Source organism: Micromonospora marincola (assembly GCF_056150385.1).
In genome coordinates, this window is sequence record NZ_JAXCFT010000003.1 from 49,155 (window position 1) to 72,306 (window position 23,152).

A 23,152-nucleotide genomic window follows, 5' to 3' on the forward strand; every position below is an offset into this window, starting at 1 on the left:
ACGTACCGCAGGGGGAAAACGATGCAGCCACGGACGCACGTGACCCTGGAAGACGTGGCCAAGGCCGCCGACGTCTCGCTTGCCACGGCCTCCCGCGCGCTGAACGGCATGCGGGTAACCCCGCAACTGCGGGACCGGGTCCTCGCCGCCGCCGCGCACCTCGCGTACGCCCCGAACGCGCACGCCCGGGCGCTGGCCGGCGCCTCCCACCGCACCGTCGGCGTGATCTGCCACGACGTCACCGACCCCTACTTCGCCGCCATCGCCGGCGGCGTCATGCGCGTCGCCGGCGCCAACGACCTGCTTGTCATGCTCGCCAGCACCTTCCGCGACCCGGAACGGGAGATCGCGTACGTGTCGATGCTGCGCGCCGAGCGTGCCCCCGCCATCCTGCTCGTCGGCTCCGGCTTCGAGGACGCCCGCTGGGAACGGGCCATGGAGGCCGAGCTGAAGCCCTACCTCGACGGCGGCGGCCGGGTCGCCGTGGTCAGCCGGCACCGCAGCCTCAAGGTCGACAGCGTGCTGCCGGAGAACCGGGCCGGCGCCGCCGCCATGGCCCGCGCCCTGCTGGAACTCGGCCACCGCCGCTTCGCGGTGCTCTCCGGCCCCCGCGCGCTCACCACAGTCGCCGACCGGCTCGGCGGCTTCCGCGACGAACTGGCCGCCGCCGGCGTCCCGCTCGACCCGGCGCACGTCGTCGAGGGGCCGTTCACCCGCGACGGCGGCTACCAGGCGATGACCGAGCTGCTCACCCGTGGCCTGGACGCCACATGCGTGTTCGCGCTCACCGACGTGATGGCCATCGGCGCGTACGCGGCGCTGCGCGACCGCGGGCTGTCCGTGCCCGACGACGTCTCCGTCGCCGGGTTCGACGACATCCCGATCGTCCGCGACCTCACCCCGCCACTGACCACTGTCGCCCTGCCGCTGCGCGAACTCGGCGAGAAAGTGATGGAGATGGCACTGACCGAGAACACCGGCCGCCGCCGGCGGATCCTGCGCATGACCGGCGAGGTCGTCCTCCGCGCCAGCACCGCCAAGGTGGGCGCGTGACCGCGCTCGCCGGCCTCACCGTCGACCGCGTCGACACGTACGCGGTCGCGCTGCCCACGATCCGCTCGTTCGGCGTCTCCGGCGGCGCGGTCGCCGTCGCCGGCACCCCGAGCATCCGCGTGCTCGTCAAGGTGAGCGCCGACGGCATCACCGGCTGGGGCGAGGCCACCCCGATCCCGGCCTGGACCTACGAGACCGCCGAGTCGATCGTCACCACGATCGACAGATACCTCGCCCCGGCGATCCTCGGCCACCCCGCCTGGGACCTCGACGGCGTCACCATCGCCTTCGACCGGGCCATCAACCGTGGCTTCACCATCGGCGCGCCGCTGGCCAAGGCCGCCGTCGACATCGCGCTGCACGACCTGCTCGGCCGCGCCCTGGGCGTCCCCGTCGGCGTGCTCTGGGGCCAGCGCCGCCGGGACACCATCGACCTGGGCTGGATCGTCGCCGGGCAGAACGCCGCCGAGGTGGCCGACGCGGTCGCCGAGGGACGGGCCGCCGGCTACCAGGCGTTCAAGGTCAAGGTCGGCCTGCACACCGAGGCCGAGGACGCCGCAGTGGTCCGCGCCGTGCGCGACGCCGCCCCCGACGCGGCGCTCTGGGTCGACGCCAACCAGGCGTACACGGTGGACGCCGCGCTGCGGATGGCCCGCCGCCTGGCCGACCTCGACGTCACCGCGTTCGAACAGCCGCTGCCGGCGAACGACGTCGCCGGGCTGCGCCGGCTGCGCGCCGCCTCACCGGTGCCGGTCGCCCTCGACGAGAGCCTGCGCCACCCCAGCGACCTGGCCACCTTCGTCAAGCTCGACGCCGTCGACTTGGCCATCGCCAAGGTGCAACGCAGCGGCGGGCTGACGCTGTCCCGCCGGCTGTGCGCGCTTGCCGAGGACGCCGGAGTGCGGCTGATGGGCTCCGGGCTCACCGACTCCGACCTCGGGCTGGCCGCCTCGTTGCACCTGTTCGCCGCGTACGGCATCGACACCCCGGTCGACCTCAACGGCCGGCAGTTCCTCACCTCCTCCTACGCCACCGGCGAGACGGTGCGGATCCACGACGGGGTGGCGACCGTGCCCACCGGGCCCGGCCTCGGCGTGGACGTCGACGAGTCGGTCGTGCGGGATCTGGCGGTGGACGTGCTCGCCCGGCCCTGACCCGGCCCCGGTAGGGTGCCGCCATGATCGAGGACGCCGCGTGCCGTTGACGAACCCGTGGCTGGCCGGGCCGACGCCGACGCGGAAGCTGGACCGGGACCGCCTCGAGGAACGCATCCTCAACCTGCTGTCCGCGCAGAACATGTGCGTCCTCGCCACCGTCGGACCGGACGGGCCGCTTGCGACCCCGGTGCGCTACTACCCGCTCGACTTCACGGTGATGTTCACCGCCGCGCCGCGGTCGCCGAAGATGCGCAACATCGCCGCCGACCCGCGCGTCTCCGTCGGTGTCTTCGCGCCGCTGGTCGGGCTGGCCAGCAGCCGCGGCGCGCAGGTTTTCGGCGCTGCCCGGGTGCTCGCCCCGGACCACCCGGACCACGCCCACCACTGGTCGGCGTTCCGCTGGCAGAACGAGCACGCCGAGCGGGGCCGGTCGCTGACCGAGCCGCCCGAGGAGACGCTCGTGCTCGTCGAGGCGGACCGGATCGTCTACACCGAGCACTGGCTGCGCCGCGAGGGCTACGCCCCACGCCAACACTGGCACCGCTAACCCCTGCCCCCGCTGCCCTCGCCGCCCTCGCTGCCCTCGCCTCGTCGATCTTGGACTTGTGGTGCCAATGTATGCGGCTTGTGCACCTTTTGCGAGGTGCCACAACTCCTAGATCGACGGGCGCGCCCGCGAAGCGGGGTCTGGTCGAGGACTGCGCTGCCCGGGCGTAGCGTCGCCGCCGGGCTGGACGCGGTGGCCGCCGGCCGGGCCTGTGGCATGCTCGGGTGGTGGCCAGCTACGACGTCGCTCTCGTCCTGCTCGTCGACCCGTCCGGCGCGGTCCTCATGCAGCACCGCGACGGCAACGCGCCCGTCTCGCCCCACCAGTGGAGCCTGCCCGGCGGCGGCATCGAACCCGGCGAGACGCCCGAGCAGGCCGCCCGCCGCGAACTGTTCGAGGAGACCGGCCTGACCGCCGGCGAGCTGCACCTGCTGTGGAGCGGCCCCCGCCCGGACGAGGAGGGCTTCCCGCACACCGTCACCGTCTACGTGTTCCGGGGCGCCACCGACGCGCGGCAGGAGGACGTGGTGCTCGGCGAGGGCCAGGCCATGGTCTTCATCCCTCGCGACCAGGTGCTCGACCGGGAGCTGGCGGTCAGCGCCGCGAAGGTCCTGCCGCTGCACCTGGCCGACCCCGCTTAGCCCACCCGCAGGCATCTGCGGCTGACGTCCGTCGCGCCGCTGGCCACGCCCTGTCATGAGACGGATACTTGTTTCAGCTCCGTACCCTGCGGTCGGGTCACCCGCTCCGCGGGTGCGGTCGGGTCGACCTGCCGAGCTTCAGGGCCGTTCAGTCCGTACGAAGTCCGGGAAGGCTGGGATCGTTGAGCTGGTACAAGGATCTGAAGTTCTGGAAGGGCGCTCTGCTGGCCTTCTGGATCAGCCTCGGCTCGATGTGGCTGCTCTACGGGATCTTGAGCTACTTCCACGTCAGACTGCCGTGGAGCCTGGAGACGTCCCTTCCGTTCTTCGTGGCGGCCGCGCTCTTCATCGCGATGAGCCGTTCCTCGTCTCGCGGGGCTATCGCAACCTCGCCAACTGCTACTCCTTCAAGGGCGAGAGCACGAGGGCGCGTACCGCGTTGGAGAAGGCGTCAGCGGCCGCGCAACGGATCAGCTCGTCCAAGGAACGGCTGGAAGCGGACGGTGCCCTCGCGTACGCCAAGTCGAAGATCGCCTTCACCGACGGCGACCATGTCGGGGCCATCTCGGCGCTCGACGAGACCTTGACCCTGTACGAGAGGCTGGCGCAGCAGTTTCCGGAGACGGGGGCGACGAACAAGGACCGGATCGTGAAGATCCACCGTGAGAAGGGCGTCATCTATCTCAAGATCGGCACCTCGGAGGCACAGGATCAGGCGTACGGGAGTTGTCAGCTCGGTCTGCAACTCGCGCAGGCCACGCAGAACTACGAGAATATCGTGCGGTGCTGTTGCCTGATGGCCGGGATCCTCCTCGACAAGTACGCCGTGCCGGCAGCCGAGGGGATGATGAACATCGCCGCCAACAACATCTCGAAGATCGACACCCCGGCCATCATCGACGAGTACAACCGAGTCAACCGGAGGCTGGTGAATGCCCGGGCAACCACGTCCTGAGCGCGCCCGCCTGGACGAGCCGACAATCGTCGAGAGTCTGCACGCCCTCGGCCTCGACGCATGCCAGTACTGGCTGGTGATGGGAGCGGCACTCGTTCTGCACGGAGTCCGCGACGCGACCTCCGACATCGACCTCGCCGTCTCGGACGATTTGTTCGGCCGGTTCGCCGGGCCGGGCGCACCACTGCGTAGCCGCAGTGGCCGACCGAAGGTGGTGCTCCGGCCCGGCGTCACCGCGTACCGCGGGTGGATCCCCACGTCGTGGGCGCTCCTCCGCGGCATCCAGGTGGCCTCGCTCGACTCGATCATCGCGGAGAAACGAGCCCTCGGGCGTCCGAAGGACATCAGTGACATCGATGCGATCAGGCGCTACCGTGCACAGCTGAGGACTACCGGGCCGTGAGCATGACCGAATACTTCGAGCTCCCGGGGTCACTCGGGATGCTCAGGGGAGTCATTCACCATGCCTCCCCCGAGGCATGGGCCGTCATCGTGCACGGATACTTCTCCTCCAATCGCATCGGCCCCTATCGGCTGTACTTCGAACTCGCCGAATCGTTGAGACGTCGAGGCGTGACGGTCGTCCGGATGGACCTCAGCGGAATGGGCGAGAGCGACGGGCGGATCGAGGACGTTCGTTTCACGCACCATGTCGCCGACTTCGAACTGCTGCAACGCACACTCCGGGCGACCGCCGCCCCCGCGGGCCTGCACATCATCGCGCACTGCGCCGGCTGCCACGTGGCGCTCGCCGCGGAGCGCCCGGACAACCTCCGGAGCCTCACCCTTGTCGCTCCGTTCGTCCCGGGAGAACGCGGTTTCGAGGCGACGATGTTCACGACGGGTCAGTGGAAGCAGCTCCGCGAGACCGGAAGCACGCTGCGCAAAGGGTGGTACTGCCATCGGTCGTTCTTCGACTCGGTGGAACTGCTGCACCGTCCGCTCGACGCGGACCTGCGTGCGAGAACGCACCTCATCTACGCCGGTAGCGACGAGATGACGCCGGTCGCCGAGTCGGTCCGCTGGGCGACCGGGCAGCGGATCAACCACACCGAAGTGCTCGCGGCCGACCACAACTTCACCGAGCGAAGCGTCCGCGACCGCCTTTTCGACCTCGTCTCCCGCACGGTCACCGGCGCGTTCGGGCAATGAGATGACGCCGCGATTCGTGTTCATTCGGCACGGCGAGTGTGAGAAGAATCTTGACGAGGTGACCGGTGGCGCGGGAGCGAGGTTGACCGATCGCGGTGTGGAGCAGGCTGAGCGGGCGGCCTCCGAGCTGGCCCGGCGACTGGCCCGCCCGACCGTCGTCGCATGCCCGGCGACGCAGACCGTCGAGACGGCCGGGATCATCGCGAGAACGTTGCGCTGCGACTATCGCGTCGACGATCGACTTGCGCCCGCTGCCATGGGAGTCGTCAGTGGCCTGCGACCGGCCGACATCGAGGCTCGCTATCCGGATTTCGCCGAGCAACTCCGCCGTTGGCGACGACGTGAGATCGAGGCTTACGAACTGCGTATCCACGGCATCGAGCCTCCGGCCGACTTCTGGATACGCATCCTGACCGTGCTGCGCACGTACGACCGGAGCGGCGATGTCGTGGTGGTGGCCACCCGCTCGATCATGGTCCTGGCCGCGAACCTTTCGGCGGGCAATTCGCCGGAGCCGGGCGGCGGATACAAGCACGTCGACGTCGCCCACTGTCAGACCGTGACGGTGATCTGGTGACCACGCATGTCGACGCCCCCCGTTGCGTGCTGGTGACCGGCGCGATCGGCAGTGGGAAGACGACTGTCGCCTCGATGCTCGTCGACCGATTGGCGCTTCCGTACGTGAACCCCGACCTCTATTTCCAGCTTCTCATCCGCTGCGACTGCTGCTCGGCCGAGCAGCGGTACGCGCGGGCCAGAGATCTCTGCCGCCGCCGGCTTCATCTGTTGACGGAAGCGGGACGTGGCTTCCTCTGGGAGACCGTGGTGGCCAGCGACTGGAAGTGGGAGTTCCTGAGCAGGTGCCGTCGGACGCACCTGCTCACCATCGTGTATGTCTCCGTCGAGCGGCCCGAGATGTGCGTCGAGCGAGCGGAGCGCAGGGCGGAAGCGGGCTGGTACCGGGTGTCGCCACACAAGGTGATGGCGAGTTACGCCAGCATGACACAGGAGAGAAACCGCCTGGCGAGCACGGCGGACCGCTTCATCTCCATCGACAACTCGGTCGACGGGGTGACTGGTCCCACGAGGGCACTGGAAGGGGCATTGACCGATGTATAAGCTAGCCGCGATCGACCTGGACGGGACGTTGCTGACTCCCGACAAGCAGGTCACCCCGCGCAGCGTCGAAGCCTTACGCGCATGGCAGGCGCGTGGCTTCAAGGTCGTGTTGGCCACCGCCCGACCGTTCTACCGTGTCGGCGCTTATCTGCGCATACTCGATCTGGCTAACAACCACAACTACACGATCGCTTTCAACGGGGGAATCGTGATGAGGGCGGACGGGAAGGAATGCCTCCACAGTCACTCGTTCGGGCTCGACGATATCGCCGACGCGGTCGCCTACGGCACGTCGATCGGCGTCCCGATATTCGTCTACACCGAGGACCGCATCATCTCCAGCGAGGACAACGAGATCTACCGGAGGAAGAACCCCGACGTCAACTTCGAGGTGGCGGGGGAGTTGTCAACGGTCGGCTGGGCGGACCACCCGGTCTACAAGATCGCCTACGTCGGGACGCCCGAAGAGGTGCGGGAGATGCGCAAGTCACTGCCGTTCGAGTTCGAACAGAAGTACGAGGTCTCCAGCAGCGTTCCCCAGTTCGTGGATCTGGTCCCGCTCGGCACGTCGAAGGCGCGGGCACTGGAAATGGTGGCCTACCGCGTCGGTGTTGCCGCCAGCGAGATAGTCGCCTTCGGCGACGAGGACAACGACGCCGCGCTGCTCGGGTTCGCCGGCTTGGCGGTCGCGATGGGAAACGCCAGTGACGTGATCAAGGAGATGGCCGACGTCGTCTGCGGCTCAAACCAGGAGGACGGGGTGGCGCAGTTTCTCGAGAGGCTCCTCGCCGACGATCCTGCCGGATGAGGAACGTGCGGCACAGCGACCACGGTCCGGAGACCGGCGACCTACCTGGATGGACCGTCCTCGTCCAGGCAGCGCGCATCTCCGACGATGAATGGACCTACCTGGGCCGGTTGATGGAGCAGGATGGTTGCGCAGCGGCGCTCTGCCACATACGGGCGGCGCATCCCGAATTCGACGCGGTGCCGGCAACCGGTGAACTCGCCTGATCGGTTGGCCCTCGCAGACGGGGCGCGCGTCTCGTGGCGCGGCCTGGCCGGGCCGGGCCGCCGACCTTCACCGCAGGACCAGGAGGTCCAATTCGTCGACCACCGGCTTCAGGCCGGCCCCGGCGGCCCGCAGGAGGCGGCTCGTTCCCGCCACGTACTCGTCGTCGGTGATGAGCTGGAGCGGGGTGTGCGCCTCCCGACGCAGCGTGGCCGCCGCCTCCCGCAGCGACGCAGCGGTGACCTGCGGGACCGCCTCCAGGGTCGCCGAGGCGAAGCCGGCGTCGGCGAAGGCCGCCTCGACCTCGGCGACGCTCGGATAGGTGTCGAGCACCCGGATGGCCTCCGGGAAATAGCGGAACAACGTGATCGCTTCGTGCCGGCCGGCGAACGCCGACCGGATGAGCACCGGCCCGCCCGGCCGCACCACCCGCCGCAGTTTCCGCGCCGCGGCGGCCACGTCGGGCACGTGGTGGATGACCGTGGAGAGCCACGCGGCGTCCACGCTGTCGTCGTCGAGCGGGAGCTGCGCCGCGTCCCCGGCCAGGACCGGACGGACCTCGCAGCGGGCCCGCATCGCCGCCGACGGCTCCACCGCGACGACCTCCAGACCGGGGAACCAGGTGGTGAAGCGTCGCGCCCAGCTTCCGGTGCCGGCGCCCAGGTCGAGCAGCCGCAGGCCCGGCCGCGGGTCGAGGTGCCGGGTGACGGCGGCCCGCCAGGCGGTGAGCCCGTCGTCGGTGAGGTGGCGGGTCGCCGCGAAGGCTTCCGCGTCGGTGTCGTCGTACGCGATGCGCGCCATGCCGCAAGCCAACTATCCGATCCGGACGCGCGGCAAGCGTTGTGACGAACGGCGCAGACCGGGTCCGGCCACCGCGCGTAGGGTCGGCCCATGGATACCGACGTCGATGTGCGGGCGTGGCTTCGCGACCGGGGGGCCGAGACCATCGAGCATCCCGGCGGCACCCTCTACGCCCACCTGTGCCGCGTGCGGGACCGACTCGCCGAGCTGGGCCAGGAGCCCGCTGTGCGAACGGCCGGCCTGGCGCACGCCGTGTACGGCACCGACGGCTTCGACGTGGCGTTGCTCGACCCGACCGATCGGGGCCAGCTGCGTGACCTCGTCGGGGCCGACGCCGAAGCCCTCGTCTACCTCTACGGGGCGTGCGACCGCAAGCGCTCCTGGCCGCGGCTCGCGACCACCGGGACGGTCCACGACCGCTTCACCGGGGAGACGACGACGGTCCGGGCCGACCAGTTGACCTCGCTCGTCGATCTGAGCATCGTCAACGAGTTGGACGTGGTCGACCACCTGCCCCGCGTGTCGGACCGGCACGTGGCGTACCTGCGGGGGCTGTTCGCCGCGTGGGCGCCGGCCGCGTCTTCGGCCGGCCGCGAGGAGGTGGCGCGCGTCCTCGACCCGGAGGTCAGCGGGTGAGGCTGGTCGGTGCTGTTGCCGCATCCCCGGACGGTTCAGAAGCAAGTGGTGGGCGCGGCCCTGTCTCGTACACCGTCTCGAGGCCGCGTTCCACGCGGATCAGCGAGTTGAGCCAGTCCCGCGTTTCGGCGTCCGTCGAGTAGATGACGGTGCCCCGCATACCGCGGGTCATCAGCACCTTGTACGTGTTCCGGATCAGGCGGTCTGCCTCGGCGTCACTGAGCGCCTTCCGGCTGCGGAACGCCGGATCCTTCGACTCCGCCCGCTGGCTGACCAGTTTCCCGCCTCGTGCGACGAGGTCCGGTCCCATGATGACCCCGGACCACTCGTACTCGAATCCCTGGGCGGTGTAGACGCAGCCCACCTGCCCGAAGCCGTTGGGGTCGGTGGCCCAGAACGCGCTGCCCGGCGCATCTCCGACGCTCCGGTCGCTCTTGACGTTCCAGGGCCGTCCCCAGTCACCCACCCGCACATCCGGCACCAAGGATCCATCCGGCCGTGGATCACTCCACGGCCAGCAGTACCCGGCCGACATGCGCGCCGTCTCCCCGGCAGCCTGCTTCTCCGTCAGGAACGCCTCCATCTCCTGGGGCGATCCCGCCACCCGCAGGTCGAACCGACCGTCGCCGGTCCACACCGAGGGCTGCCCGCCGTCGAGACCGAGCAGGTCGAGAACCCAGTCCTCGTACGCCTCGCTGCCGCCGCACCGGAACTGGTCGTGCAGCGACACCATCGCGACGTCCAGGTCGAGCTGCCGCGCGTGCGCCGAGATGACGTCGATGTTGCCGAGTTCACCGGGCTTGACCACCTGGTGTTCGTCGAGCAGGAAGACCGGCACCCGTGCCGCGGCGATCAGCTCGTCGATCTGCCGACGGGCCCGGTCCCGCCTGACCTTCGGGGTGAATCGGTTGACGGAGGTCTCCCGGATGCGGTGGGCCTCGTCGCAGATCAGCACGTCGAGACCGTTCCGTTCCGCCGTCATGAAGCTGTTGAAGTATCCGAAGAGGTTCTTCAACCGGGTCGAGCCCTTACCCGCATACCGGCGGAGCGTCTGCGTGAACGATCGCGAGCCGGTGGCGTGCATGACCGAGCGCTGCTGCCGGGCAAGCTCACCGAGTACCGACAACGCGATGACGCTCTTGCCGCTGCCAGGCCCACCTGACACCACGACGACCGACTTACGGTCCGCGCTCCGGGCCCGCTCCACGGCGTGCAACACCAACTCGTACGCCAGTCGCTGCTCGTCGAGCAGCGTGAAGTGCGTCCGGTCCTTCAGCTCCGCCGCGGCGTACGACAGGAGGTGCTTGCTCGGGCGTACGGAGCTGGTGAGGAAGCGGTCGGCGGCGGCTGCGCCGGACGTCGGCGCCAGGCGGCGGCGCAGGTAGTCGAGGAACTGGCCACGGCGCTGCCCGGTGAAGATCCGGCTGTGGTCGGTGGGCTGCCGCACGAACAGGTCGGCCACGTCGCGATCGACCGCGTTGTGGAGGTAGGCGGTGCCGGCGATCGGGCTCCCTCCGCGCGAGAGGACGCCGAGAAAGTCGGCCAGGTATTCGCAGTAGTCCTCGACCTGGACGCCGGGGTGCAACCGGGGTCCGGCGGCGTGCTCGACCAGGACGAGCCGTTCGGATCCCTCGTAGGACTCGACCCGGGACCACTGCTTCAACTCGACAACCACATAGGAGTCGTCGGCGGTCCTCGGATGGACGCCGGCGAGGACCACGTCGATCCGCCTGCTTGTCAACGGGAGTTGGTACTCCACGAGCATCTCGACCTGGCCGAGACCGGCATCGACCAGATCCTGCCCGAGCGCGGTGAGGCTCCGTTCCCAGGACCGTCGCTCGTTGGGGCCCACCTTGTGTCCGAGGTGCTCCGTGATCCGGTCGGCCAGGTCACCGCCGGTCGCGTAGCGAAGGAGACCGTCGGCGGAGGTGCGGAACGCTGACAACACTTGCCCCCGGGCAGCACGAAATGATCGTGCGCTTGGGGGCATGTCCGGTCACTGCCGGAAGCCCGTCGTTGAGCGCCTGTACGAGTGGACTGTAGCGAAGAGATCATCTCTCCGCGTGCTCCGCTACCGCTTGGTCGCGGAGCCGCTGACCTCCTGGGCGGGATAGCGGACGGCGACCTCGGCCAACTTGGCGAGAGCGGCCTCCGTCAGGTCGATGCCGAGGACGTCCGCCAACCGGGTCAGGTAGATCATGACGTCGCCGATCTCCGCCCGGACCCGGGCCCCCGCCTCGGCATCGCCCATCACCGCGCCCGCCTGCTCGGGAGTCAGCCACTGGAACTCCGCGACCAACTCGCCTACCTCTCCGGCGAGCGCCATGGCGAGGTTCTTCGGCGTGTGGAACTGCTGCCAGTCACGCTCCTCGGCGAAGGCCCGTACGCGAGCCGTCAGGTCGTCCATCTCCGCAGTCTGACATGGCAGAACTGACAACGAGGACTCTGCGATAGATGATCGGCTCCACCTGACTGCGACTCAGGACACGTATCATTCTCGATGTCCTGAGGCTGGCAGGGGAGCACCATGCGACTGCTGGAAGCGCGATCCTCTGCCGAACTGGGCTTTGATCAGGTGCCGAGGACTCTCGGTCGCGACGGTGTGGTCTTCATCCGTCAGGCTCGCGTCAACGAGGTAGATGCCCTGTTGCGTCGGTGGACGGAACCGGTCGACCATCCGCACCAGGTGGCCGAGGGCCTGACGGTCATCAGCCCGTACCGCCACTTCGGGACGGAGCGGGCGGCTGGCTTCACCGGGTCCGCCCTGCCACCGCACACCGACCGCAGCCTGCAGCCGGAGCCGCCGAGCGTGCTGGCCGCGCTGATGGTCTCGCCGGTGCGATCAGGCGGGGCGGCGATCCTCGTCGACGGAGCCCGCGTGCTGACACGGCTACGCCGACATTTCGACAACACCGCGCTGGCGACCCTGCGTCTGACGCCGGCCGATGGTTCGGCCGGGCGTCCGGTCGTCGAGATGGCAGCGGGCGTCACCCGGGTCCGGTACCGCGATGACGAGGTTGCGGCCCCGGTCGGGAACCCCGACCTGGTGGCGCAGATCCACCACCTGATCGATGACGAGACTCTCGCCCTGGAGCTTGCCGCCGGCGAGGGCTATCTCGTCCACAACCACCGCTTCCTGCACGGCCGCACGGCGTTCACCGGTGGCCGGCGCCTGGTGCGGTTTCTTGCCAAGGTCAGACCCGATCATCCGTACGCCTGGCTCAACAGGGGGTTCTCCGTTGCGGATTCCTAGATCCAGGTCGGGAGAGAAGCCAGCTGCCGGCCGGTCCCGCCTGGTCAACGCACTGGCCTCGGCGCCTCCTCCGGCCGACGCGGCATTCCCGCAGATCATCCGGGAGATCATCGAGGCTCATGACGATCCGGAGCCGGCGCTGCGCACGATTCTCGACGACCGCACTCTTCGAGTACAGACCCGGTTCGCGGCCCTGTACGCGCTGCTGCTGCGCTTGCGGCGCGAGGAACGGCACGGCGAATACCGAGAGATCGTGCGCGACGGTGAAAGTGAGTTCGGTAAGGAGCCCTACTTTCACACCTTCCGCGCCATCGTTGCCCGGACCCGGGGTGATCTCGCCTCCCTGCGTAGCTCCGTCGAGTACTCACGGCAGGCGGTTGAGGCCATGCCCGATGTGCCGGCGGTCGTACACCAGCTCGCTGCCTTCTGGGTGGAATACCTTGAACGGCTGGAGACCCCTGCGCCTGCCGCGGACCTCGACCAGGTCGAGCGACACGTCGATCGCGCGATCTCCCTGACTCAGGGCTGGATCCCTCACTACTACGAGACGAAAGGGCGCGTGCTGGCGTTGCGCGGTGAGTTCGAAGCGGCACGTGCCGCCGTCGGGCAGGCCATCGAACTCGAACCGCGGACGTCCCGCGATTACCTGCGCCGGTTGACCCAATACCAGGCAACCCGTGTGAGGGTCGATCTCATGCAGGAGCGTCACCGTTGGGCCCGTGCCCATGACCGGTTCCGCACCGAGCTGACCGAGTTCAAGGCACAGCAATTGCAACTGCTCGGCCTGCTCGCGGCGGTGGTGGCGTTCATCGCCACCGCGAGCAATGTTGCGAGTCAGAGCAAAGGAACCGACGGCATCCGCCTGATGCTGGTGGCCTCGGGCGCGATTGGCGTCGTCTTCGGTACCTTTTCACTTGTCAACAACAGCAGCATCCATCGGGTTGCCGCTGCGGTCCTGCTCGGAGGTGTGTTGATCGGGGCAGGGATGTTCGTCCCCACCTCGTGGATGTCATGAGAACGGACCAGCCGATGCAGGTACGAGAAATGGTCACCACACCTGGCGGCACACGGGTCAATGAGGACCGCGTCGGCCACAGTGGCACGCTTGGCTGGGTCGTCGACGGCGCCACCGACCTGTACGACGATGCGGCGCTACCCGCCGGGAGCGACGTGCAGTGGCTCGTCGACACCGTCGGAGAGCAGCTAGCGGTCGCCGGTGCCGGTGCCTATCGAGGTGACCCCGCTGCCCTGCTCGAAAGCGTCGCCGCTGAGGTGGCCCGGCGTCAGGTGGCGTATGGGTTTCCGGAGGGCCGCGTGCCGCCGGCGTGCTCGGTCGCACTCTGCGTCGACCAGGGTGCCGGATTCGCGATCAGCCGGGTCGGTGACGCCACCGCAGTGGTCAGTGGGCGGGAGGCCGCTGTGCTGGGCACGGCTTACTTCGACCGGCGGGAGGCGGCAGCCGTCGGATGCGGCCAGGTGGACGCCCGGCGGATCACGGCGGCGATGCACGAGCGCCGGCTCTACACCATGACGTCCGGCCGCACCGAATCCGTCTTCTCCGGGCACCCGCGGCGGGTGTTGCGTCCGCACGGCCTGGTGGGCGCGTGGGCGGAAGCCGATCACATCCTGCTGTGCACCGACGGCTTCGCCCGGTTGGTGACCGACTACCAGCTCTATCCGGGATGGCCGGAGGTCGTTGCCGAGGCGTGCGAGCGCGGGTTGCCGTACCTGGAGAAGCTGATCCGCGACGCGGAAGCCGCTACCGACGCGGTGAGTGGTCGGTTCAAACATGCCGACGACGTCGCCGCGCTGCTGATCATCCGAGACTGATCTGGAAGGCTCCCGCATGACCGACAGACCGCCGTACCTCGTCGAACGCAACCTCGGGTACCTCGAATACCAGCTACCGATCTCGGTCAAGCTGGTCGTTGACCACCAAGGCCGGGTGCCGCTGCTGAAGAACGAGCGCGACGAGTGGGAACTGCCCGGCGGCAAGCTGGAGGTCGGCGAGACGCCCGAGGAAGGAGTGTGCCGTGAGGTCGCCGAAGAACTTGGGCTGACGATCAGTGACGTGGACATCGTCGACGCGTGGGTCTACGAAATCACGCCACGGCGGCATGTTTTCATCGTCAGCTTCGGCGCCGTGTACACGGGCGACGAGAAACTCGCCTACTCCGCCGAGCACAAGGAGTTGGGCGTGTTCGGATATGACGAGGTGCCCGACCTGCACATGCCGGAGCCGTACAAGCGGACCATCGCGCGGTGGCGCGAGCGGCGGAGCGCCTGGCCCGGATCAGACAGGCAGGGGCCCGCGACACGGGCACGCGCGACGTAGGCTGGGTTCGGCCATCTCCCTGTCACCGGAGCGCGCCTTGACCCTCACGTACTACCTCTACCTGTCCCACCTGAAGCTCGGCCTCCTCGCGGCACAGGTCACCTCCGCCGCGCAGCACGAGACCGAAGTCGCCGTGGATCTGAAGTTTGTCCGCTACAGCCGCAAGGCGGTCCTTCCGGAGCGCCACGACCTCGACAAGTTGGCGAAGGTGGTCCGGCACCTGCAGGATGCCGACCAGATCGGCGCCGCCGCCGACTCCCGTCCCTACTTCCAGGCCGGCATGGAGATGCGCTGGCAGGTCTTCCCGACGGCCGGCATCGTGGTCTTCGCGGGGACGCTCGACGGCCAGGTGATCGTCCTGGGCGGGTCGGCGGCGCACGTGGTCGGCGGCGGTGACGCCGAGCCGGTCGGGTCGGTCCCGCCGTACCTGTTCCGCAAGCTTCGGGAGCTGCGACCGGATCCGGGCGAGTTCGACGACGAGTGTTTCCACGAGGCGCTGTCGCAGATCGGGGCGGGGCTTCCGGGGCCGACGCAGCGGGTCGAGTTCATCGCCAAGCGGCTGACCGAGGGGCCCGGACCGAACGGGGCGCTGCTGGGCAGCCCGATCTACGTGGCGCTCGCCGAATAGGGCCTCGGCGTGGACGCGGGGGAGGTGATCCGGTGGCGGCCGGGGGAGACCGTCCTCGACACGTACCGCATCGACGAGGTGGTTGAAACCGGCGGGATGGGTTTCGTGTACCGCGCCCACCATCTCACCTGGAACGTCGACCTGGCCGTGAAGACGCCGCGCCCGGACCTGGCCGCGGCGCCCGGGATCCTCGACCTGCTCGCGCAGGAGGCACAGGCGTGGACCGATCTCGGCCCGCACCCGAACGTGGTCGGGTGCGCGTACGTGCGGCGCGTCGGCGCGTACCCGGTGGTCTTCGCGGAATGGATCGCGGGCGGCGACCTGACCGCGGCGGTGCGGGAGGGTCGCGGTCGCGACCTCCCGGCGGCGCTCGACGTCGCGATCCAGACGCTGCGCGGCATCGGGCACGCCCACGCCGCGGGCCTGGTCCATCAGGACATCAAACCCTCGAACATCATGTACGACGGCGAGACGGCACGGGTGACCGACTTCGGCACCGCCAAGGCGAAGGCGTACGCCTCGGAGCCCGCGCCGGGTGGCGCCGGGACCGCCTACGCGACCCTCGGCGGGTTCACGCCGCAATACTGTTCTCCCGAGCAGGTCGACCCGGACGGCCGGATCGGTCGGGCCAGCGACATGTGGTCCTGGGCGTTGACGGTGATCGAGGTGTTGCACGGGCGTCGGCTCTGGGAGTGGGGCCACGACGGCGCGGACGCCCTGGCGGCGCTACGCGCCGATCTCCCGCAGCCGCTGCGTGACCTGCTGGCGGGCTGCCTCACGCGCGATCCCCGGTCGCGGATCAGCGACACCGCCGAGGCGGAGGCCGTCCTCGCCGGCGTGTACGCCGAGTGCACGGGCGGCCCCTTCCCGCGTTCCGACCGGGTCCCGCCGGCGTTGAAGGCCGACGGCTTGTCGAACAGGGCGCTGTCGCTGTGGGACCTCGGCGAGCAGAGCCGGGCGGTCGAGCTGTTCGAGCAGGCGAGAGCGATCGACCCGCACAACGTCCACGCGGTCTACAACCACGGGCTCATCAGGTGGGCCGACGGTCTCGTCACCGACGAGACCCTGCTGTCGGAGCTGCGCGCCACAGGCGACTCCTGGGAGGCGGACCACCTGGCCGCGATGGTCCACCTGGAACGCGGCGACGGCGTCCTCGCGGCGCGGCACCTGGCCGAGGCGGACCGGAAGCATCCGGGCGCACCCGAGATCGCGACCGCGAGCGCACGCTGCGCGCAGTTGGCGCCCCGGGGGACGCTCGAGGTGTTCGGGCAGTTGTCCGGTGCGGTCGCGGCGATGGCCAGCGATGCCGACGGGACGCACGTGGTGGTGGCCGAGGAGGCGGGCCGGGTGCGGATCTGGGACGCCGTCGCGGGCCGGGTGGTGAGCGAACTCGCCGATTCCGGCCGGACGCCCGTCGACGTCGCGATCGACCACGCCGGCGCGCGGGTGCTCGTCTGCCGTCAGGACTCGGTGGTCGAGCGATGGCGCCTCACCGACGGGACCGCCGAACTCGAAGGCCGGCTGACCGGAGGAACGGCCGTGGCGGTCAGCCCCGACGGCGGCTTCGCGGGCGTAGGCACGGCCGACGGCCGCGTCCTCGTCTTCCGCACCGGCGGGTGGGAGCCCGTCGTCGACATCCGGCCCCACGCGGGGCGGGTCACGCAGGTGATCCTCGCCCCGGAGGCGGAGGTGTGCGTCTCCGCCTCGCTGGGGCATCCCGAGGCCGACCACCGGGTGGAGCAGTGGTGGCCCCTGCGTCGCACCAGGATGCGGGGCTTGGACCTGCCTCCCGACGGGTTGAACGCGGAGCGGAGGACCGCCCTGGCGACGGACGGGTCGGTCGTCCTGAGGCTCGGCGTCCGGTCGATGATGACCGTGGACATGCGGGTCTGGGACGAGCCGCGACGGTGGGAGATCCCCTGGCTCCTCAGCTACGACGTGCTCGGCGTCTCGGGCCGGGCCGGGTGGGCCCTGCTCGACCCCGGCACCGGTGACCTCCAGGTGCTCGAACTCGCCATCCGCCGCTGCGTCCGCACCTTCCCCAAGGACTGGAAGCGCGGATCCCGGCGTGACGCGACGGCGTTCAGCGGTGACTGCGGATACGCCGTGATCGCCGAGCGGGACGGTTTCCGCGACCAGACCTCGCTGTCACGTCTCCCCATGCCGCTACCCGGACATCTCGCCCCCTGGTCGTACGCGCCGCCCCGCCCGGTCGGCGCCCTCGCGCACGAGGAGTGGGCGTTCGACCAGGTCATGGCGCGGGTCGAGGGGATGATCGCGGCCGGCGAGGGGCAGCGCGCGACCGACGCCATCCGCGAGGCCAGGGCCATTCCCGGCTACGAACGCCATCCGCGACTGCGGCGGGCCTCCCGGGCAGCGGGCCGGGATCTGCAACGCACCGGCCTGCACGGCATCTGGTTGGAGCAGGAACTGTCCGACGTGATGCTCACCCACGGGGCCTTCGACGTCAGCGACTCCGGGCGGTTGTTCGCCTTTCCCGCCGACATCGACCAGGTGGAGATCGTCGACCTGGAGACGCTCCAGAAGGTGGGTTCCGTGGTCGAGCGGAGGAACCCCGCCACCAGCCTGCGCTTCGCCCGCGGCGGACGTGACCTGATCATCGGCTACTCGGACGGGTCGGTCGCGTGCCACGACACCGCGACTGTCGAGCCACGGTTCAAGGTCGCCGGCGCCCAGCCCCACGACGAGGGGAAGACGACGCTCGACATCTCCGGCGATCTGCTCACGGTCGGATTCGGGCACGGGCTGGCGACGGTGTGGTCACTCGACTCCGGAGCCCGCGTGGCGACGATCCGCACCGGACGGGGGACGATCGGCGGCGTCACGGCCGACGAGGCGTCCCGCGCGATCGCCGTGACGCTGCGAACCGACGACGCCACCACCGTGGAGGTCCGGTCGATCGACACCGGAAAGGCGCTGCGGGCCTTCGCGAACCTCGATCCGCACACCGAGATCCGCTTCGCCTCCGGCGTGCTGCTGATGGCCGAGATGAGCCACCTCACCGCGTGGCGACCGGGTCGCAGGCGTCCGCTGTACCGCCTCGACGGGGTCAAGCACAGCTCGTCGGCCGACCTGGCCTTCGCCGACTCGCGTCGCCTCGCCGCCATCGCCGGAATGACGGGCTTCGTGGTCTGGAACGCCGCGACCGGCGATCTGGTGTACGACGGGCGGGCCGGCGCGGAGCAGTCCGATCTCCGCTACGGAATCGAGGAGATGGCGGTGTCGCCCGACGGACGGTTCGCCGTGACGGGAGCCGGTGGCGACGAGACCGTCGACGTCTGGGACCTACGCGCCGGGCGCCGGATCCGGTCGCTGCGCGGCCACCCCGTCCGGGTGAACGCGATCCGCGCCGACGCCGCTTTCCGCACCATCGTCACCGGGGACCACCAGGGCAACGTCCGTGTCTGGGGCCTCGACTGGGACCACGGGAGTGCTCGATGACGTCCACGCACGATCTGCGGGCGACGTTCCTGGCCAACCGGGAACAGGTACGGTCCTGGCTGGAGGCATGGGAGATCCCCGAGATCGCGTGGACCGACGAGTTCGACGAGATCCCCTCGCCGTGGGCCGTGGTCGAGCGGGACCGGAAGAGGTGGCTCAAGGATCGCGCGCCCCACCTGGACGCGTACCACTGGATGTTCGTCGGACGGCCGCTGACCCCCGGCGTCCGCAAGGTGCGGGCACTGTGGCATTTCGGGGCGGGACACCGGTTCGAGAAGCTCGAAGTGACGATCACCAGCGTCTGCGACCCCGGATACCTGGCCGAGAAGCTGACTCTGGCCGTTCACCGCGCCGCGTTGAAGGGCTGGCAGGAGGAGGACGCGCAGCCGGTCTACGAGTGGCTCGTCGAGGGGGTGAACACGAGGCCCCTCGACGACGCCGTGCGGGGAAACAAGCGGCTGGGATTCGTCCTGCTGCACTTCACCCGTTTCCCGACCTCCGACGGCGATGTGACCGTGTCGCTGACCGCCGTCGAGACGGACCGCGCGTTGGACGGCTCGTTACTCGACGCCAACGGGGTCTCCATTCCCCCCGCGCAGTGACCCGACCGGCAGGTCAGCCGGAAGCCTCCGTCGTCCGGCCGGGCACGTCCTGACCTCGCCGAATGGTGGTCGGTGGAACGCCATGGGTGTCAAACGAGGCCGGAGACACCCATGGCGTTCCACTCAGTCCGCCAACTAACTCGCGAAGATCATCCTCTGGGGGAAGTCGCCGGCGGTGCGCCAGGAGTTGACGATCTTGGCGGTGATGGCGCTGGCGGCGGTGTCGAAATCGCCGTCTTCGACGCGGGCGTCGAGGGTCTGTGGATCGATGACGAGGAGGCGATCGAACCTGTCCTCGAACCCGAACTCGTAACGCACCTCGTCCGCCGGAGCGTCCACCCGACGCGCGACCACCATCATGCCCATGCCACTATTCTCCGAACCTTGAGTAGTCCTCGTACGTGGGGCCGGGAACCGAGTCCTCCCAGTTCGAGATGCGATTCGCGGCGAGATGAGCTTCCCGGTAGCTCGCGTGCGGATTGGCGGTGTAGTACCTCGACTCTGCCAGTTCGTGTTCCAGAAGCGTGAAGTCCTCCGGCAGGGGTTCACCGCGTCGCAGGCGCAGCCACGCCTCGGCCATCGGTGCGCTCGGGTCGTACCTTTGGTGGACGACCCCGCCGGCGTAGTCGTCCATTGGATGCTCTTCGAAGAAGATGTGCCGACGAATCTGCTCGACCTCCGCCAGGGAGAAGCCACGGGATCCGTCGAGCCGGGGCGTCTCAGCGAGGTTGCGCGTGATGAGGTTGGCGTCATCCTGCTGGCGGATTGCCTCGTAGGCGTCCTTGGCCCAAGTTTCCTGACGCTCGTAGTCAGTCAGGTTGCGCGGGCGGGTGGTGTGCCCGCCGTGAATCCTGTCCACCGGTTTCGGTGGCGGACTCGGGGTAGGCCCAATGAGTCGGCTCAGTGCCTGCTTCAGCTTCTCGATCAGGTCGCCGAGCCGTCGCACCTCCGGCATCAGCCGCCGCAGGCTCGTCAACAACCCCCGCAACAACCGCGCGATCCGCGCGCCCCACGACGCCACAGTGGTGGTGACCTGTTCCACGACCAGCGGCGTCGCCAGCCCGGCGCTGGCGACGAGTTCTGCCGCGTACACGATCAGGCGGGAGACGCAGGCGGCGACGGCGTCGCGGACCAGCAGCCGGACGGCGGCGACCAGGCCGGCGGCGCCTTCGGTGATCGCGGCCATCGCCTCGGCGCCCTGGGCCAGCCCGGTGATGGCCTGCTGCTGCTCGTTCGCCCAGGCCCGGTAGCCGGTGCCGGCGGCGCCGGTCCAGCCGGCGACCTCGGTGCGTACCGCGTGGGCCAGGTCGGCGGCGTCCTCGCGCAGCGACGCGGCGACGTTGCGCCAGGTCCGTGCGTGGGCGGTGATCTCGGCGGGGTCGCCGGCGAGCCAGTCCAGGGCCTCGCTGAGCGGTTTGACGTGCTCGATGAGCCAGGCGATGCCGTACTGGAGGAGGGCGCTGGCCGGGTCGGAGACGAGGGCGAGCGCGTCCAGGCCGGCGCTGACCACGCCGAGGCTGCCGTCGATCCAGCTACCGGTGCGCACACCCTGGGCGATGAGTTCGATGTCCTCGCAGATCCAGATTCCCGCCCAGGCGCTGGGCCCGGTGTCCGCCGCGCCGGCGACGAGCGGGTTCGTGGTCATCGCCGGTTCCGCACCTGGTCGAGCAGGTGTGCGGCCTCGGCGTCGGTGGAGCGGTAGCGGTCGGCGCCGCTACGGACCTTGCCGGCGGTGTCGCGCACCGAGGCCGCCGCGGCGCCGACGCCGTCGACCAGGGTGCGCTGGAGGCCGTCCAGCAGGACCGGCATCACCGCGCAGAGCTGCCCGTACGCGTCGGCGCCGAGCCGGACGTGCTGCCCGGCCCGGTGTGCGGTGTCGATGCTGTCGGCGCAGCGGTCGAGGTGGGCGGCGTGGGCGGTCAGGTCGTCCGGGTCGACCCGGAGGATCTCACCGGCGCTCATCCGGCGGGCCCTGGTCGGGGTCGAGCCGTCGCCGGTGGGAGTCGACGATCGCCTGCCCGGCGGGGTCGTCCGCGCCGAGGGTTTCGGTGGTCGCCTCGGTGAGCTGTCGCAGCAGGTCGGCGCGGGCGGCCCCGGTGGTGGCCACGACCTGCCGGGCGGTGTGGGCGGCGGAGTGCCGCCGGGTGCGTTCGTCGAGCCGCAGGTCGGCAAGCAGCCCGGAGGCGTCGACTGTCACCTCGACCAGGCCGTCGTCACTGCGGGCGGTGCCGGTGAGCGCCTGCGCGCGGACGGACAGGGCCTGCGCCCGTGCGGCGCGGTCGGTCAGGCCGGACTCCCACTCGTCGAGTCGGCGCCCCGCCGCGTCCAACGCGGCCTCGTCCGCCCACACGGCCACCCTCCCCTGATGAGATCGGTGACGGCGACGATACCAATCGGTCGCGCTCCGTGGTGTCCGGTCAGGAGGCGTCCGACGCCAGCCGGGTGATGGCCGCCACCGACCTGTCGACGTCCGCCTCCGTGGTGGTGGCGTTCGACACCGAGATCCGCATCAGCCGCCGGCCCCGCCACGTCGTACCGCCCACCCAGCACGTCCCGTCGGCCTGCACCGCGGCCACCGTGCGGTCGGTGCGCGCGTCGTCGCCGAAGCCGACCAGGACCTGGTTGAGGACGACCTCGTTGACCACCTCGAACCCGGCCGCGGTCAGCCCGGCGGCGAACCGGCGGGCCAGCGCGCAGCACCGCTCGACAAGCGCGGCGACGCCGTCGCGGCCGAGTTCCCGCAGGCCGGCCCAGGCCGCGAAGCCACGGGCGCGGCGCGAGGACTCCGCGGTCAGGTCCGCCCCCGCCGGCACGCCACCGGAACCCACGAGGTACGCGGCCGCGTACGACATGGCCGCCGCGTGCACGTCGGGCCGGGCGCAGAACGCGAACGCGGTGTCGTACGGCAGGTTGAGCCACTTGTGGCCGTCGCAGGCCCACGAGTCGGCCGCTTCGATGCCGTCCACCAGGTGCCGGGTGGTCGGGCTGGCGGCGGCCCACAGCCCGAACGCGCCGTCCACGTGCACCCAGCCGCCGTGCCGGTGGACCAGGTCGCACGCGGCGCGCAGCTCGTCGCAGGCGCCGGTGTTCACGTTGCCGGCCTGGAGGCAGACGATCGTCGGGCCGGGGTCGGCGTCGCGCAGCGCCGCCGCCAGCGCGGCCGGGTCGATCGCGCCCTGCGGGCCGGCGGGCACCTCCCGCAGCGCGTCGGTGCCGAGCCCGAGCAGGCGCAACGACCGGTCGACGGTGGCGTGCCGTTCGGCGCCGGCGAGCACCCGCACCGGCGGCGCGCCGGTCAGGCCGCGCCGTTCCACGTCCCAGCCGGCGTCGGCGAGCACCTGGTGCCGGGCCGCGGCGAGGCCGGCGGTGTTGGCGGCCTGGCCGCCGGTGACGAAGCCGACCGACGCCGACGCCGGGATGCCCAGCAGTTCCTTGAGCCAGGTGCCGGCGGCCGTCTCGGCGGCCACGGCGGCCGGTGCGGTGACGGCGTTGAACGCGATCTGGTCCCAGCCGGCGGCGAGCATGTCGGCGGCGGTGGACGCCGGGGACGCGCCGCCGACCACGAAGCCGAAGTAGCGCGGCCCGGCGGTGGCGACCAGTCCCGGTTCGGCGGCGGCGACAAGCTCCGCGAGCACCTGCTCGGGCGGGGTGGGAGCGGCCGGCAGCTTGGCGGCGAATGCCCGGTTCAGCGCGGCCTGGTCGACCGGCACCCCGACCGGCCGGTCCGGCAGCGACCGCCGGTAGTCGGCCGCGTGGTCGGCGGCCCGCCGGAACAGGTCCCTCAGTTCGTCCATCGCCG

The 23,152-nt window shown here is 70.3% G+C and carries 27 protein-coding genes; 19 read left to right on the plus strand and 8 right to left on the minus strand.

The annotated features are described in order from the left end of the window. Positions 1-21: 21 nt before the first annotated feature. The 11 genes from SM450_RS08315 to SM450_RS08365 all read left to right on the plus strand — a co-directional run bounded on the left by SM450_RS08315 (position 22) and on the right by SM450_RS08365 (position 7,638). Positions 22-1,053: a LacI family DNA-binding transcriptional regulator gene (locus SM450_RS08315; protein WP_474619102.1), complete on the plus strand. Its 1,032-nt coding sequence runs from the start codon at positions 22-24 to the stop codon at positions 1,051-1,053. After that, entirely contained in the window at positions 1,050-2,207 is a 1,158-nt protein-coding gene (locus SM450_RS08320) for a mandelate racemase/muconate lactonizing enzyme family protein (RefSeq protein ID WP_474619103.1), read from the plus strand. The genes SM450_RS08315 and SM450_RS08320 overlap by 4 nt, the downstream gene beginning before the upstream one ends. Positions 2,208-2,247: 40 nt before the next feature. Then, a complete protein-coding gene (locus SM450_RS08325) occupies positions 2,248-2,757 on the plus strand; it encodes a pyridoxamine 5'-phosphate oxidase family protein (protein ID WP_474619104.1) in 510 nt (169 codons plus the stop codon). A gap of 227 nt (positions 2,758-2,984) precedes the next feature. Beyond that, complete coding sequence (locus tag SM450_RS08330; protein ID WP_474619105.1) at positions 2,985-3,398, plus strand: NUDIX hydrolase; 414 nt, start codon at positions 2,985-2,987, stop codon at positions 3,396-3,398. Between the two features lie 298 nt (positions 3,399-3,696). Beyond that, on the plus strand, positions 3,697-4,353 hold the full coding sequence (locus SM450_RS08335) for a hypothetical protein (protein WP_474619106.1): 657 nt from the start codon (positions 3,697-3,699) through the stop codon (positions 4,351-4,353). Then, positions 4,331-4,756 (plus strand): hypothetical protein, encoded by a 426-nt coding sequence (locus SM450_RS08340; RefSeq protein WP_474619107.1) that lies wholly within the window; start codon positions 4,331-4,333, stop codon positions 4,754-4,756. The genes SM450_RS08335 and SM450_RS08340 overlap by 23 nt, the downstream gene beginning before the upstream one ends. A gap of 2 nt (positions 4,757-4,758) precedes the next feature. Next, a complete protein-coding gene (locus SM450_RS08345) occupies positions 4,759-5,505 on the plus strand; it encodes an alpha/beta hydrolase (protein ID WP_474619638.1) in 747 nt (248 codons plus the stop codon). A gap of 1 nt (position 5,506) precedes the next feature. Further along, on the plus strand, positions 5,507-6,082 hold the full coding sequence (locus tag SM450_RS08350) for a histidine phosphatase family protein (RefSeq protein ID WP_474619108.1): 576 nt from the start codon (positions 5,507-5,509) through the stop codon (positions 6,080-6,082). After that, positions 6,079-6,624, plus strand: coding sequence for an AAA family ATPase (locus SM450_RS08355; RefSeq protein WP_474619109.1), 546 nt, complete (start codon positions 6,079-6,081; stop codon positions 6,622-6,624). Before SM450_RS08350 ends, SM450_RS08355 begins: the two co-directional genes overlap by 4 nt. Next, positions 6,617-7,432: a Cof-type HAD-IIB family hydrolase gene (locus tag SM450_RS08360; protein WP_474619110.1), complete on the plus strand. Its 816-nt coding sequence runs from the start codon at positions 6,617-6,619 to the stop codon at positions 7,430-7,432. Before SM450_RS08355 ends, SM450_RS08360 begins: the two co-directional genes overlap by 8 nt. Next, on the plus strand, positions 7,429-7,638 hold the full coding sequence (locus SM450_RS08365) for a hypothetical protein (RefSeq protein WP_474619111.1): 210 nt from the start codon (positions 7,429-7,431) through the stop codon (positions 7,636-7,638). Before SM450_RS08360 ends, SM450_RS08365 begins: the two co-directional genes overlap by 4 nt. A gap of 67 nt (positions 7,639-7,705) precedes the next feature. Here the strand turns inward: SM450_RS08365 and SM450_RS08370 are convergent, their stop codons facing one another. After that, the gene (locus tag SM450_RS08370) at positions 7,706-8,437 is read right to left on the minus strand and encodes a class I SAM-dependent methyltransferase (protein ID WP_474619112.1); all 732 of its coding nucleotides are present in this window, start codon (positions 8,435-8,437) and stop codon (positions 7,706-7,708) included. A gap of 90 nt (positions 8,438-8,527) precedes the next feature. Here SM450_RS08370 and SM450_RS08375 point away from each other — a divergent pair, with 90 nt between their 5' ends. Continuing rightward, on the plus strand, positions 8,528-9,073 hold the full coding sequence (locus SM450_RS08375; protein WP_474619113.1) for a DUF6817 domain-containing protein: 546 nt from the start codon (positions 8,528-8,530) through the stop codon (positions 9,071-9,073). On the opposite strand, the gene SM450_RS08380 is transcribed toward SM450_RS08375, so the two are convergent. Then, the gene (locus SM450_RS08380; protein WP_474619114.1) at positions 9,063-11,018 is read right to left on the minus strand and encodes a DNA/RNA helicase domain-containing protein; all 1,956 of its coding nucleotides are present in this window, start codon (positions 11,016-11,018) and stop codon (positions 9,063-9,065) included. The genes SM450_RS08375 and SM450_RS08380 overlap by 11 nt on opposite strands. A gap of 126 nt (positions 11,019-11,144) precedes the next feature. After that, on the minus strand, positions 11,145-11,480 hold the full coding sequence (locus SM450_RS08385) for a nucleotide pyrophosphohydrolase (protein ID WP_474619115.1): 336 nt from the start codon (positions 11,478-11,480) through the stop codon (positions 11,145-11,147). A gap of 120 nt (positions 11,481-11,600) precedes the next feature. Here SM450_RS08385 and SM450_RS08390 point away from each other — a divergent pair, with 120 nt between their 5' ends. Genes SM450_RS08390 through SM450_RS08420 form a run of 7 tightly spaced genes read left to right on the plus strand, consistent with a single transcriptional unit; the run spans position 11,601 to position 19,353 of the window. Further along, on the plus strand, positions 11,601-12,326 hold the full coding sequence (locus tag SM450_RS08390) for a TauD/TfdA family dioxygenase (protein WP_474619116.1): 726 nt from the start codon (positions 11,601-11,603) through the stop codon (positions 12,324-12,326). Further along, positions 12,313-13,341, plus strand: a complete 1,029-nt coding sequence (locus SM450_RS08395) for a tetratricopeptide repeat protein (protein WP_474619117.1) — start codon at positions 12,313-12,315, stop codon at positions 13,339-13,341. Before SM450_RS08390 ends, SM450_RS08395 begins: the two co-directional genes overlap by 14 nt. After that, positions 13,338-14,156: a hypothetical protein gene (locus SM450_RS08400; protein WP_474619118.1), complete on the plus strand. Its 819-nt coding sequence runs from the start codon at positions 13,338-13,340 to the stop codon at positions 14,154-14,156. Before SM450_RS08395 ends, SM450_RS08400 begins: the two co-directional genes overlap by 4 nt. 16 nt (positions 14,157-14,172) lie before the next feature. Beyond that, positions 14,173-14,661 (plus strand): NUDIX hydrolase, encoded by a 489-nt coding sequence (locus SM450_RS08405; protein ID WP_474619119.1) that lies wholly within the window; start codon positions 14,173-14,175, stop codon positions 14,659-14,661. A 37-nt stretch (positions 14,662-14,698) separates the two neighbouring features. After that, positions 14,699-15,289, plus strand: a complete 591-nt coding sequence (locus SM450_RS08410; RefSeq protein ID WP_474619120.1) for a DUF7019 family protein — start codon at positions 14,699-14,701, stop codon at positions 15,287-15,289. A 9-nt stretch (positions 15,290-15,298) separates the two neighbouring features. Then, positions 15,299-18,751, plus strand: a complete 3,453-nt coding sequence (locus SM450_RS08415; protein ID WP_474619121.1) for a WD40 repeat domain-containing serine/threonine protein kinase — start codon at positions 15,299-15,301, stop codon at positions 18,749-18,751. Next, complete coding sequence (locus tag SM450_RS08420; protein ID WP_474619122.1) at positions 18,748-19,353, plus strand: hypothetical protein; 606 nt, start codon at positions 18,748-18,750, stop codon at positions 19,351-19,353. Before SM450_RS08415 ends, SM450_RS08420 begins: the two co-directional genes overlap by 4 nt. Before the next feature lie 135 nt (positions 19,354-19,488). Here SM450_RS08420 and SM450_RS08425 read toward each other — a convergent pair whose 3' ends face one another. The 5 genes from SM450_RS08425 to SM450_RS08445 all read right to left on the minus strand — a co-directional run bounded on the left by SM450_RS08425 (position 19,489) and on the right by SM450_RS08445 (position 23,147). Next, positions 19,489-19,719 (minus strand): hypothetical protein, encoded by a 231-nt coding sequence (locus SM450_RS08425; protein ID WP_474619123.1) that lies wholly within the window; start codon positions 19,717-19,719, stop codon positions 19,489-19,491. Between the two features lie 4 nt (positions 19,720-19,723). Then, entirely contained in the window at positions 19,724-20,998 is a 1,275-nt protein-coding gene (locus SM450_RS08430; RefSeq protein WP_474619124.1) for a WXG100 family type VII secretion target, read from the minus strand. After that, the gene (locus tag SM450_RS08435; RefSeq protein ID WP_474619125.1) at positions 20,995-21,315 is read right to left on the minus strand and encodes a type VII secretion target; all 321 of its coding nucleotides are present in this window, start codon (positions 21,313-21,315) and stop codon (positions 20,995-20,997) included. Before SM450_RS08435 ends, SM450_RS08430 begins: the two co-directional genes overlap by 4 nt. Continuing rightward, a complete protein-coding gene (locus SM450_RS08440) occupies positions 21,302-21,703 on the minus strand; it encodes a YbaB/EbfC family nucleoid-associated protein (RefSeq protein WP_474619126.1) in 402 nt (133 codons plus the stop codon). The genes SM450_RS08435 and SM450_RS08440 overlap by 14 nt, the downstream gene beginning before the upstream one ends. A gap of 67 nt (positions 21,704-21,770) precedes the next feature. Beyond that, on the minus strand, positions 21,771-23,147 hold the full coding sequence (locus tag SM450_RS08445) for a pyridoxal phosphate-dependent decarboxylase family protein (RefSeq protein ID WP_474619127.1): 1,377 nt from the start codon (positions 23,145-23,147) through the stop codon (positions 21,771-21,773). Between the last annotated feature and the right edge of the window lie 5 nt (positions 23,148-23,152).

Excerpts from the sequence above, each read along its gene's own strand:
- SM450_RS08315 (WP_474619102.1), top strand. The coding sequence starts at position 22 with ATGCAGCCACGGACGCACGTGACCCTGGAAGACGTGGCCAAGGCCGCC.
- SM450_RS08340 (WP_474619107.1), top strand. The coding sequence starts at position 4,331 with ATGCCCGGGCAACCACGTCCTGAGCGCGCCCGCCTGGACGAGCCGACA.
- SM450_RS08345 (WP_474619638.1), top strand. The coding sequence starts at position 4,759 with ATGACCGAATACTTCGAGCTCCCGGGGTCACTCGGGATGCTCAGGGGA.
- SM450_RS08350 (WP_474619108.1), top strand. The coding sequence starts at position 5,507 with ATGACGCCGCGATTCGTGTTCATTCGGCACGGCGAGTGTGAGAAGAAT.
- SM450_RS08360 (WP_474619110.1), top strand. The coding sequence starts at position 6,617 with ATGTATAAGCTAGCCGCGATCGACCTGGACGGGACGTTGCTGACTCCC.
- SM450_RS08365 (WP_474619111.1), top strand. The coding sequence starts at position 7,429 with ATGAGGAACGTGCGGCACAGCGACCACGGTCCGGAGACCGGCGACCTA.
- SM450_RS08370 (WP_474619112.1), bottom strand. The coding sequence starts at position 8,437 with ATGGCGCGCATCGCGTACGACGACACCGACGCGGAAGCCTTCGCGGCG.
- SM450_RS08375 (WP_474619113.1), top strand. The coding sequence starts at position 8,528 with ATGGATACCGACGTCGATGTGCGGGCGTGGCTTCGCGACCGGGGGGCC.
- SM450_RS08385 (WP_474619115.1), bottom strand. The coding sequence starts at position 11,480 with ATGGACGACCTGACGGCTCGCGTACGGGCCTTCGCCGAGGAGCGTGAC.
- SM450_RS08390 (WP_474619116.1), top strand. The coding sequence starts at position 11,601 with ATGCGACTGCTGGAAGCGCGATCCTCTGCCGAACTGGGCTTTGATCAG.
- SM450_RS08400 (WP_474619118.1), top strand. The coding sequence starts at position 13,338 with ATGAGAACGGACCAGCCGATGCAGGTACGAGAAATGGTCACCACACCT.
- SM450_RS08405 (WP_474619119.1), top strand. The coding sequence starts at position 14,173 with ATGACCGACAGACCGCCGTACCTCGTCGAACGCAACCTCGGGTACCTC.
- SM450_RS08420 (WP_474619122.1), top strand. The coding sequence starts at position 18,748 with ATGACGTCCACGCACGATCTGCGGGCGACGTTCCTGGCCAACCGGGAA.
- SM450_RS08425 (WP_474619123.1), bottom strand. The coding sequence starts at position 19,719 with ATGGGCATGATGGTGGTCGCGCGTCGGGTGGACGCTCCGGCGGACGAG.
- SM450_RS08430 (WP_474619124.1), bottom strand. The coding sequence starts at position 20,998 with ATGACCACGAACCCGCTCGTCGCCGGCGCGGCGGACACCGGGCCCAGC.
- SM450_RS08435 (WP_474619125.1), bottom strand. The coding sequence starts at position 21,315 with ATGAGCGCCGGTGAGATCCTCCGGGTCGACCCGGACGACCTGACCGCC.
- SM450_RS08445 (WP_474619127.1), bottom strand. The coding sequence starts at position 23,147 with ATGGACGAACTGAGGGACCTGTTCCGGCGGGCCGCCGACCACGCGGCC.